Origin of the sequence: Pseudoalteromonas sp. BSi20652 (assembly GCF_000239855.1) — a bacterium.
In the GTDB taxonomy this organism is placed as follows: domain Bacteria; phylum Pseudomonadota; class Gammaproteobacteria; order Enterobacterales; family Alteromonadaceae; genus Pseudoalteromonas.
In genome coordinates, this window is the sequence record NZ_BADT01000213.1 from 1 (window position 1) to 10,851 (window position 10,851).

The following is a 10,851-nucleotide window of genomic DNA, read 5'->3' on the forward strand; positions in this document are numbered from 1 at the left end:
TGGTTTTGTGAGCGTACTTAATTTATTAATGCAATTTCATTTTAGGACGCACTACACGCAACACTTTTTCGCTTATCCATAATGCAAAGGTTTTTGCGCTGCCGTGTATGGCGCGTTGGTGCATACGGTATAAAGATATATACATAAAGCGGGCAATTTTACCTTCAATAAAAAAGGTATTGCTGGTTAGGTTGCCCATTAAGTTACCCACGGTGCTGTAGCTTGATAAGTTAACAAGCGATCCATGGTCGCTGTATTTAAAGCCGCGTAGTGGTTGCTGCTTTAATGTTGCGATGAGATTTTTTTCGACGCATTGCGCCATTTGATGCGCCGATTGTGCGCGTGGTGGTACTTGCTTGCCGTCGGCTTGGGTAAATGCGCAGCAATCGCCTAATACAAAAATGCTTTCGTCTACGGTGCTTTGTAAAAACTCGTTTACTTGAATTTGATTGCTGCGAGTAAGCTCAAAAACACCTAAGTCTTTAATAAAATCAGGCGCTTTTACGCCTGCCGCCCACACCATTATATCGGCATTAATGTGCTCTTCATCTTTGGTGATAAAGCCTTGTGCGGTGCCTTCTTTTACTTGCGTTTGCTCGCGCACATTTACGCCAAGCTTTAATAGCTCACGTTTAGCACTTACGGCAATACGCTCTGGTAACGCAGGTAAAATACGCGGGCCGGCTTCTATTAAATGAATATGCAAACGCTTCGACGACATATTTGTTAAGCCATAAAGCTTTAATAGCTCAGACACATGGTAAAGCTCAGCTGAGAGTTCAACACCGGTAGCACCGCCGCCTACTATGGCAATATTAAGTGATTGCTGTTGGTTGTCGTCTTGATGAAGGCGCGTAAAGCTATCTAATAATGAGTGCTGAAAGCGCTCTGCTTGTTGGCTTGAATCTAAAAAGTAGCAATGCTCTTTTATGCCTGGGGTATTAAAGTCGTTACTTACACTACCAATGGCAATAACAAGGTGATCGTAACGTACTGTACGGCCAGGTAAAATAGTGTGGCCTAACTCGTCGTTTAATGGGGAGAGGGTAATTGTTTTATTGCTTTGGTCTATATTGCAAAAGGTGCCAAGTTGAAAACGATAATGATGTTTTGCGGCATGGGCTGAATACACAACGCCATCTAAATCAGGGTCAATAGAGCCTGTCGCTACTTCGTGCAGTAACGGCTTCCATATGTGGGTACGGTTTTTGTCTATTAACAGTATATCTGCTTGTTTTTTTTCCCTAGCTTATGCCCCAGTTGGGTTGCAAGTTCTAATCCGCCAGCACCACCGCCAATAACGACGATTTTAGGTATTGTAATACTCATAACGTTGCCCTTAAAAATAATATACCCAAGTGATCTGTATTTTTTATTAGTTTTTTAAGGTGACTTGGGTATCAATAAATTATTTTGGCAACAAGTAGTTACTACTCATTTAATGGGTGCCTAGTTTGCGCCTAAATAAAACCGATGTCAGCAATAAATAATGTTATTTGTTGTATACTGAGTTGCAAATATTTCATCTGCACCGAGTTGCAAATATTTCATCTACACTGCATTTTTATAAGCATGACTATTGTTTAGCCATCAAAAGGACATTTATGACCACGCCACTAATTCAATCACTTGAGCAGCACTTTGGTTTTAGCCAATTTAGAACAGGGCAACAACAAACTATAGAGCAGCTTTTAAATGGTCAATCGTCGTTGGCTATATTTCCAACTGGCTCGGGTAAATCGTTGTGCTATCAATTAACTGCGTTGCATTTACCAAATTTAACGTTAGTGGTTTCGCCTTTGCTTGCATTGATGAAAGATCAAATTAGCTTTTTAAATAGCAAAGGTATTTACGCGGCCAGCCTTGATTCGAGCCAAGATCAAATGCAAAGCAGCACCGTAATGAATGATGTGCGAAACGATAAAATTAAAGTTTTAATGGTGTCTGTTGAGCGCTTTAAAAACGAGCGTTTTAGAGAGTTTATAAGCCAAGTTAAGCTTTCTATGTTAGTGGTAGACGAAGCGCACTGTATATCAGAATGGGGCCATAACTTTAGACCTGACTACCTTAAACTACCGCGTTACCGCGAAGAGCTTAATATTCCTCTAGTATTGCTGCTTACGGCAACGGCTACTAAAAAAGTAAAACGCGATATGGCAGAGCGCTTTGCTATTGCGCCCGAGTGCATTGTGCAAACGGGTTTTTACCGCGCTAATTTAGATTTAAGTGTGTTGAGCGTTAAAACCGCCGATAAAAACACAGAGCTTACCAACATTGTGCGCGCGCAAAATGGCCCCGGTATTGTGTATGTAACGCTACAGCAAAGTGCTGAGCAAGTCGCTAATGTGCTAAGTGCACAAGGTGTGCACGCGGTGGCGTATCATGCGGGGCTTGAAGATACGCTACGCTGGCAAATTCAAGATGACTTTATGGGCGGTAAAATTAACGTAGTAGTGGCAACCATTGCTTTTGGTATGGGCGTTGATAAATCGGATATTCGCTTTGTTATACACTACGATTTACCAAAATCGATTGAAAACTACAGCCAAGAAATTGGCCGAGCAGGGCGCGATGGCAACCCATCAAACTGCTACACGCTTGCCAATTTAGATGGCCTAAATACAGTTGAAAACTTTGTATATGGCGACACCCCTGAGCTTAGCGGTATTGAATACGTAATTAACGATATTCGCCAAAGCCACCAGCAATGGGAAATGCAAGAATACAGTCTTTCAAGTGAAAGTAATATACGCCAATTGGCTCTTAAAACCTTACTCGTACAGCTGGAAATGCAAGGCGCTATAACGCCGCAATATGCTTACTACGCCGATTTTAAATATAAATTTTTGGTTGATAAAAACGAGCTACTTGGTCATTTTGATGAGCAACGCCAAGCATTTTTAACACAAATATTTTGCCATACCGATTTTAAAAAAATATGGGGCACGCTAAACTTTGATTCCCTTACACAAGCCGCGCAGGTTGATCGAAAACGCGTAGTGGCTGCTCTTGATTACCTAGCCGAAAAAAACCTAATAACGCTCGAAACCAAACGTATTACCCAAGTATACAAAGTGCATGGAGAGGTTATAAATAACCCTGAACTTGCCCAGCAACTTCACGACTACTTTACCGATAAAGAACAAGCCGAAATTAAACGTATTGCTGCACTGGTACGCTTTTTTGAGTTACAAAGTTGTTTAAGCTATAACTTAGCGCGCTATTTTGACGATCAAAATGCGCCACAGCAATGTGGGCATTGTAGTGTGTGTAGAGGTCATGCGGTTAAGCTTGAACACTCTATAGAGCCTGCATATGTTGAGGAGCAACTTATTTATCAAAAGGTAGATGAGTTTTTAGCGCATATGGCAGACAAAGGTAATCACAATGTGGGTATTGAAACCCAATGCCGCTTTTTAGCGGGGATGAGTGTGCCGTTATTTGCGCGTAATAAAGTGCGCCAATTGAGTGGTTTTGCACTGTGCGAGCAGATGCGTTACAGCGATATTAAAGCAAAACTACTAGCGCGTTAAATTAGTTACTGTATCCTAGTGGCTTATTCAAAAAAGTAAGCCACTATGCCTCATATTGTTATTCCCGTTGAAAATATTTCTACTACCGTAGAGCCTGTTACGTGTGCTAACTGCCAAGCCTGTTGTTGCCAATTAGAAGTGCGCATAGTAACCGACACCGGCGTGCCTTTTAACTATATAGAATACGATAAATGGGGGAGCGAAGTGATGAAACGCGCTGACGACGGTTGGTGTGAAGCGCTCGATCGTAATACGCTTATGTGCTCTATTTACGAAAATCGTCCATTAGTATGTCGCGAGTTTGAAATGGCGTCGAGTGAGTGTATTACCGAGCGTGATTTAGCGGGTATATAGTTATACCATTAAGGTTAGTTAACTAGATTATACCTGCATACAACTTATTACTACCTACAACAAAGGGGCTTAAAGCCCCTTTGTTAATTACTGCAAATCCCTTAACCAGAGTTCAGGTTAAACACTTAAACTTTAAAGTAGCTAATATACTTTTTAAGCGTGCTTGATAGTTCAGCTAATGCTACTGCTTCTTGTGCGTTACTGTTAAGCGACATGCTGGTTTCTTTGGACATACTGGCAATTTCTTCTACACCTGTACTAATTTGCGCCACGGTGGCTACTTGGTTTGATGTTGCTTCAACAATTTCAAGCACATTGCTTAATGAGTCATTTGCTTGTTGCTGTATTTGATGCAGTAACTCGTTTGCTTCGTGCGTAAGCGTTAGGCCATTTTCTACCTGAGGTACGGTAGTTTCCATTGCGGTAACCGATGCTTGCGTGTTTTCTTGCACTTGCAAAATCATCTTTTCAATATCGCCGGTTGCATCACCAGTACGCTGGGCAAGTTGTCTTACCTCGTCAGCAACAACAGCAAAACCTCGGCCTGTTTCGCCTGCTCTTGCGGCTTCTATTGCTGCATTTAGTGCAAGCAAGTTTGTTTGATCAGAAATACTGCGGATCACACTTAAAATATCGCCAATGTGTTTTACGTGTTCTTGTAGCACATTTACTTGGGTCACTGTGGCTTTTACGGTTACTGAAATTTGCTCAATTTCGGCCGCTACTTTTTGCACTGCAATACTACCTTGTTGCGATAATTGCGCGGTTATTTTTGAGTTATCTTCTGTTTGTTTAACAGAGCCTGCAACAGCATTTATACTGTGGCTCATTTCTTCTAAGTTATTTACGGCTGAGTTTGTATAAGTAACTTGCGCGTCTGCAGAAGTAAGTGCTTGTTGTGAGCCAGAGGCTACACTTGCTGAGGATGTTGATAATTCATCAGAGGAGTTAATAATACTGTTTACTATTTCTTTTAGCTTCGCTTGCATCACTTCTACCGAAGCCATCATACTATTTGGGCAACATGAGTGTACATTGCCTGTTAAATCGCCTTGCGCGATAAGTGCTATTGCTTCAGCGGCTTCTTGTGGTTCGCCACCCACTGAGTTTCTGATAAGTTGGCTAATAACATAAGCAACGCTTGCACCTATTAAAATGGCAAGTGCGGTAAGCGCAATCATCCAAGTTTTAAATGAGCTGGCAATATCGCGAGTATCGATAGTGGTGGTTTGATTTGCTTGTTCTTGTAGATTTATATAAAGATTTATTACATTAAGCCACTGTGTAAATGCAGGGCGAGCCTCGGTTAATAAAACACTAGAGGCTTGATTTAAATTATCCGCTTTCTTAGCATTTATTATGGTTTGTATCAAAGGTTGAGTACGTTGCTCTATTTGATTTATTTTATTTATTAGTGAGCGTTCTTCACTCGACATATTCGCTGTTAGTTCACTCATAGCGCGGCTTGATGTTTGATAAAAATCGTCAAGTTCTTGTATAGTATTGTAAACTTGGTTTAAGTCACTTTGCTCTGTCATTAGTACAACATCACGAACGGCAATTGCTCTGTCGTGTACGCTGCCTCTAAAGTTAATAGCGTAACGCTGCTTTACTGAGTTAACGTCACTCATTTGGGTAATATTGGAATTAATGAGGCTAACGCGTGAAACACCAATAATGGTTAAAATAAGCATCATCGATAAAATCACACCAAAACCGGTAGCTAAGCGCATGTTAATTGTCATGGTTTGTTCCAAGTATAAGAAGTACTAGCTTTAGAGCTAACCAGTACAATTAAGAAAATTTTATAAGAATTAACACATTATGCACTATGGAAGCGATTTTTAGGATAATAATAAGGCTTTCTTGTAAAATATATGTATATAAAATTCATAAGGAAGTTATAAAAATAAAAAAGAGGCCTGAAGCCTCTTGTGTATATCTTGGTTATTTTACTTAAAGTGGCTAGTCGTATTTAGCTTCTAGTTCATTAGCGGTATGAAATTTTTCATGGCTTTGTAGTTGTTCATCGTACTTCACTAGGTTTTTAAAGTGTGCTAATTGACCAGAGTTTTTAACAATTTCAACAATAAACGACATCATAAAGTCAGCACCCGTTAGGGTATCGCCCACTAAATAACGTTTACCTTCAAGGCGGTCGTTAAAGTAACTAATTACTTTAGCTGTTTCAGCGTCGGCATAACCTTCTAAAAACTGTGTTTTAGCACCGTCTTTAAGTACAAACATTTTGAGTAAAAGCGGTAAAATTGCAGAGCTTTCTGCAAAGTGCAGCCATTGCTGATAGTCAACGTATTCTGCTGTGCCTGCTTTTGGCGCAAATTTACCGTTGGCATATTTAGTAATTAAGTAGTCGGTGATTGCACCTGACTCAGTCACAATTAAGCCATCGTCTTCAATAACAGGCGACTTACCGAGTTGGTGAACTTGCTTTAGCTCATCAGGCGCTAAAAATGTATCTTTATTGCGCTGATAGGCCACAATTTCGTAATCAACATTTAGCTCTTCTAAAAGCCAAATTATACGTTTAGAACGTGATTTATTTAAATGATGTAGTTTGATCATGTCAGTCCTTTTTTGGCTTGTAAGGACTTGGCCTTACAAGCCGTTTAAAATTAAAGTGGGTTATTAATTTTAACCACAGTTTTACCAAAGTTTTTACCGCATATCATATCGTTGAACGCGCCGACTGTATTTTCGATGCCTTCTACCATGTGCTCACGGTATTGAATTTTTCCGTCTTGTAGCCATTTTTGCATATCTTGTGCAAACTCGTCGTAACGGTCGCCGTAGTCATCAAAAATGATAAAGCCTTGCATTTTAATACGCTTAGTGAGCAATTGACCCATTAGCATACCTAAACGGTCAGGGCCTTCTGGCAAGCTAGTTGCGTTATATTGCGATACTAAACCACACAATGGTACGCGCGCTGCGGTATTTAGTAATGGTAGTACGGCGTCGAATACTTTACCGCCCACATTTTCGTAGTAAACATCAATGCCTTTATCACAGGCTTTTTCTAACTGCTCTGCAAAGTCATCAGCTTTGTGATCAATACAAGCATCAAACCCTAGTTTTTCAACGGCGTGTGCACATTTTTCGCTACCACCAGCAACACCCACTACTTTACAGCCTTTAATTTTAGCTATTTGACCAACCGTTGCACCTACTGGGCCTGTTGCTGCTGCAACAACTACAGTTTCGCCTTCTTTAGGCTGGCCAATATCAAGTAAACCCATGTAAGCAGTAAAGCCAGGCATACCCATAATACCTAATGCGTATGAAGGGTTTGCAGGCTCTTTACCTAACTGCATTAAGCCTTCGCCGTCGGTAATGGCGTAGTCTTGCCAACCTGTGTAGGCAAGTACCCATTCGCCTTTACTAAACTTATCGTTTTTAGACTCTTCTACTTGGCACACAGTTGCGCCAACCATTACATCGCCAATATTAACTGGATCAGCGTACGACTTAGCATCGCTCATACGACCACGCATATACGGGTCTAGTGATAGGTAAATAGTACGTAGTAAAACTTCGCCGTCTTTTAATGCAGGAAGCTCTACCGTTTTTAATTTAAAGTTTTCATCTGTTGGAGCGCCATTAGGGCGTGATTCAAGAGTAAGTTGGCGACTAGTCGTAGACATAAAAGATCTCCTATAAATATAAATAAACTACTTACCGAATGTTTACGCTTTAAAAATCGTGTTCAGCTAAACAATAATGCGCGGCTAAGCAGTATGGATATGTACAATGCGTACCTTAATAAAGGAGTTTTGGGCGGGTGGTTGATAATTCAAGCTTTGCAGAGTATTTATTCTAAATGGTTTATTTTAGCTTGCTAAAAATATGGCTATTGTAAAACACCCCGTTTTTATAAATGGCCTGTTTAAGCACAGCCTCTTGCTCAAAACCACTTTTAGTAAGTGCTTTCATAGAGCCGGTATTACCAGCAAACACAGCGCCAAAAATTCTGTTTATGTTGGATTGCGCAAACGCTTCTTCGCAGATAAGTTCAATAGCGCGAGTAATAATACCTTGCCCCCAATAGGCTTTATTTAGCCAATAACCAATTTCGCCACTGTGGCTGTATTCAAATTCGCCGGGAGTTATGCCAATACAGCCGGCAAATTGCCCATTAACCTCAATGGCCTTAGCTGTTGCATCAATTACGCCGTTTTTTGAGCCTTGGTTTATCCACCAATCAGCATCGGCTTGCGTATACGGAAACGGAATTTTTGACGATAAATAACGCGTTACCTGTTCATCATTTAGGGTGTTAATAATAAAAGGCGCGTCTTGGGCTTTAAACTCTCTTAGGGTGATCATATTTTTTCATAAATTTTTAGTATGCACACTAACTTAACAATCATTTAAGAGTTAAACAATCAGAACCTAAATTAAACGGTTTACGGCTATTACTTTGTTTTAAAGTCCTCTAATATAAGCAAAATATTACACCTATTTTAGATGCCATTATGCACCCTCACATTAAAGCGCTTTATAACAGCGCCCAAAAATCAAGCCGTTTAATTATTGGTTTAATGAGCGGCACCTCGTTGGATGGGCTTGATGTTGCAATGTGTAAAGTAACGGGCGCAGGCTTAAATACACGCATTGAGGTTTTAAATTTTACCACCGTTGATTACAACGACGATTATAAAACTAAAATAAAGCAGGTATTTGCTAAGCGAGAATGCGATTTAGAGCTTGTTACTTTATTGCACCCGTGGATAGGTAAACTCCATGGCGATATGGTTAATCAGTGCTTACATACTTGGCAGGTAAACCCAGCAAGTATTGATGTAATAGCAAGCCACGGGCAAACCATTTACCACTGCCCGCAGTCGCAGCATAACCACAAAAGCTTTACTAATGGCACCTTACAAATTGGCGACAGTGACCAGATAGCCGTTACTACGGGTATTACTACCATTGGTGATTTTAGGCAAAAACACATAGCCGCAGGAGGCGAGGGCGCACCGCTTGCTGTGTATGGCGATTATTTGTATTTTTCGAGCGCTGTTGAGAGTCGGGTTTTGCTAAATATGGGCGGGATAGCTAACTTAACGTTTTTACCCAAAAATGGTGATGCAAACGGTGTGTTTAGCTCCGACATTGGCCCCGGTAATACCATTATGGATGCCTACGTACAGCAACATTTTAAAGATATGCATTATGACGATGGCGCAACAATAGCAAAAGCAGGCAAGGTAAATACACCATTACTAAATGCATTATGTAATAACGCATTTTTTAAACTCCCAATGCCTAAAACCACAGGGCCAGAGGTATTTAACTTAGCGTATTTAAACGTCGCACAGCAGCTTACAAATACTCACCATTTAAGCCATGAAGATGTAATGGCCACCTTAAATACCTTTACTGCAACCGTTATAGCAAATGCATTAAACGAGTGTGCAGAGCGCGTACAAAATTGTGTGGTGTATGCAAGTGGTGGCGGTATTCATAACCCGTTACTAATGGCGCAACTTACAGCGCTTTGCCCACGTATTAAGGCTTTTAAAAATACCGACGATTTAGGTATAAGTCCCGACGCAAAAGAGGCTGTGTTATTTGCTATTTTAGCAAACGAATGCCTAGCCGGAGAGCAGCAACACCTAAGTAATACTGCACAAGGTATTGCGGGAGTGACTATGGGTAAAGTGAGTTTTGCAGACTAGGGCGTGTTGGTCTTTGTGGATTGAAATTTGTTCAATCTAGGGGCGATTAAATCGCAGCGCGAGGTTTGTAACCTAGTGGGCTAAGTAAAAACCGAGCAACAAAGGGTTAATCGTCCCTAGAAAGAACCCAAAGGGCAGTGCATGTTTGGTATTTATGCTGCGTTATCGCCTATTTATGGGGAGTAACCACACTACATAGGCTCTGCCTTGCCTAAAAACCAAACATACTGCTGTAAATTCACCCACCAAAGTTCAACACGCCCTAATAACTAATAAGTAGTGTCGAGTAATTTAAGGCAGCCAGCACTAAAATAGCGATAAAAACGAAGAACCCATACTTGCAAAGTAGCTACGAACGCCCTGTGACTTGGTATGTTCAGTTTTTATTTGCTCAGGAATATAGCCTTGCTCAAACGCTTTAATGTACACATCGAGTTGCTGGCTTTCTTTTAAGGTTGTATTTTTTCCGTGCAGCATCATTTGCACTACAAAACACTGGCTTTGTGTAATGTTACTTAAAGTTAGGTTTACAGTACCAGATTCAAGGTCTGCATTGCTCAGCGTTTTTTCAGTAAAATACTGCGCCCCACGCGCACTGGGCTGCGTTGCACTTAGTGAAATAACATCGCTCTCATTTGCGCCATCAGGCAACACACACTGCAGCGTAATGTTATGCGCAGCATTGGCTTTTAGCGATAGCTTTTCATATTCCATAGCGTGGCTCATCGCCGCAGACATAGAATCATCAAATGATTGCAGTGCAAATGTTAGTTGCACTAAGGGTGTACTCATCTTACTTAATCTTCTTGAGTCTATTTATTTATCGGATAGAGATTATCGCGGATCAAAGTTACAGATTTATGACTAATTGCATTAATTAGTACAATTATTGAGTAGTTTGATCAAAGAGGATCTTTTTGTTCTTTCTCATAGATTTCTTTTCATAGGGGACAGAATTTTGTTGTTAGGCATAAACTAATTAAACAGAGATTCCCAACTAAAATTCCATACTTTATCTTTTTGGTTTATTACTGTTTGGATAGCGGTTTATTGTTGTACCTCATATTAATAGAGCGGTATTAGCGGCCAAGATAAATGTCGCAATGCAAATTTTCTAAGGCGGTTATGAGCGAAAACCAGTTATTGAGATTGGCTAAATATAGTAGTTAATTGATTGGTTAAACTGCTTTTTGCGCATATATTCATGAAAATGAGCTGCACGCGCATATTGATCTATTTAACTTAACTCAAATATTTTAGAAAAC

The 10,851-nt window shown here is 40.4% G+C and carries 8 protein-coding genes and 1 pseudogene; 3 read left to right on the forward strand and 6 right to left on the reverse strand.

Going from position 1 to position 10,851, the window contains the following annotated elements:
• Window positions 1-25: 25 nt before the first annotated feature.
• Window positions 26-1,329 (reverse strand): annotated as a pseudogene (locus P20652_RS02110) (NAD(P)/FAD-dependent oxidoreductase).
• Between the two features lie 275 nt (window positions 1,330-1,604).
• Here P20652_RS02110 and P20652_RS02105 point away from each other — a divergent pair.
• Together P20652_RS02105 and P20652_RS02100 are read left to right on the forward strand one after the other, a co-directional pair.
• The gene (locus P20652_RS02105) at window positions 1,605-3,533 is read left to right on the forward strand and encodes an ATP-dependent DNA helicase RecQ (RefSeq protein WP_008172075.1); all 1,929 of its coding nucleotides are present in this window, start codon (window positions 1,605-1,607) and stop codon (window positions 3,531-3,533) included.
• A 45-nt stretch (window positions 3,534-3,578) separates the two neighbouring features.
• Window positions 3,579-3,887 (forward strand): YkgJ family cysteine cluster protein, encoded by a 309-nt coding sequence (locus P20652_RS02100; protein WP_008172076.1) that lies wholly within the window; start codon window positions 3,579-3,581, stop codon window positions 3,885-3,887.
• Window positions 3,888-4,012: 125 nt separating this feature from the next.
• On the opposite strand, the gene P20652_RS02095 is transcribed toward P20652_RS02100, so the two are convergent.
• The 4 genes from P20652_RS02095 to P20652_RS02080 form a co-directional block, all read right to left on the reverse strand.
• Window positions 4,013-5,632 (reverse strand): methyl-accepting chemotaxis protein, encoded by a 1,620-nt coding sequence (locus tag P20652_RS02095; RefSeq protein ID WP_008172079.1) that lies wholly within the window; start codon window positions 5,630-5,632, stop codon window positions 4,013-4,015.
• Window positions 5,633-5,852: 220 nt separating this feature from the next.
• Window positions 5,853-6,470 carry a glutathione S-transferase family protein gene (locus tag P20652_RS02090; RefSeq protein WP_008172081.1) on the reverse strand — a complete coding sequence of 206 codons (618 nt, stop codon included), beginning with the start codon at window positions 6,468-6,470 and terminating at the stop codon, window positions 5,853-5,855.
• A 50-nt stretch (window positions 6,471-6,520) separates the two neighbouring features.
• A complete protein-coding gene (locus tag P20652_RS02085; protein ID WP_008172083.1) occupies window positions 6,521-7,549 on the reverse strand; it encodes an NADP-dependent oxidoreductase in 1,029 nt (342 codons plus the stop codon).
• 181 nt (window positions 7,550-7,730) lie between these two features.
• Window positions 7,731-8,231 carry a GNAT family N-acetyltransferase gene (locus P20652_RS02080; protein WP_008172085.1) on the reverse strand — a complete coding sequence of 167 codons (501 nt, stop codon included), beginning with the start codon at window positions 8,229-8,231 and terminating at the stop codon, window positions 7,731-7,733.
• A 149-nt stretch (window positions 8,232-8,380) separates the two neighbouring features.
• Between P20652_RS02080 and P20652_RS02075 the strand changes: the two genes are divergently transcribed.
• Window positions 8,381-9,586, forward strand: coding sequence for an anhydro-N-acetylmuramic acid kinase (locus tag P20652_RS02075; RefSeq protein ID WP_008172087.1), 1,206 nt, complete (start codon window positions 8,381-8,383; stop codon window positions 9,584-9,586).
• 306 nt (window positions 9,587-9,892) lie between these two features.
• Here P20652_RS02075 and P20652_RS02070 read toward each other — a convergent pair whose 3' ends face one another.
• A complete protein-coding gene (locus P20652_RS02070) occupies window positions 9,893-10,378 on the reverse strand; it encodes a hypothetical protein (protein WP_033018043.1) in 486 nt (161 codons plus the stop codon).
• Between the last annotated feature and the right edge of the window lie 473 nt (window positions 10,379-10,851).

Coding starts and splice junctions, on each gene's coding strand:
- P20652_RS02095 (WP_008172079.1), bottom strand. CDS start 5,632: ATGACAATTAACATGCGCTTAGCTACCGGTTTTGGTGTGATTTTATCG.
- P20652_RS02080 (WP_008172085.1), bottom strand. CDS start 8,231: ATGATCACCCTAAGAGAGTTTAAAGCCCAAGACGCGCCTTTTATTATT.
- P20652_RS02085 (WP_008172083.1), bottom strand. CDS start 7,549: ATGTCTACGACTAGTCGCCAACTTACTCTTGAATCACGCCCTAATGGC.
- P20652_RS02070 (WP_033018043.1), bottom strand. CDS start 10,378: ATGAGTACACCCTTAGTGCAACTAACATTTGCACTGCAATCATTTGAT.
- P20652_RS02090 (WP_008172081.1), bottom strand. CDS start 6,470: ATGATCAAACTACATCATTTAAATAAATCACGTTCTAAACGTATAATT.
- P20652_RS02100 (WP_008172076.1), top strand. CDS start 3,579: ATGCCTCATATTGTTATTCCCGTTGAAAATATTTCTACTACCGTAGAG.
- P20652_RS02075 (WP_008172087.1), top strand. CDS start 8,381: ATGCACCCTCACATTAAAGCGCTTTATAACAGCGCCCAAAAATCAAGC.
- P20652_RS02105 (WP_008172075.1), top strand. CDS start 1,605: ATGACCACGCCACTAATTCAATCACTTGAGCAGCACTTTGGTTTTAGC.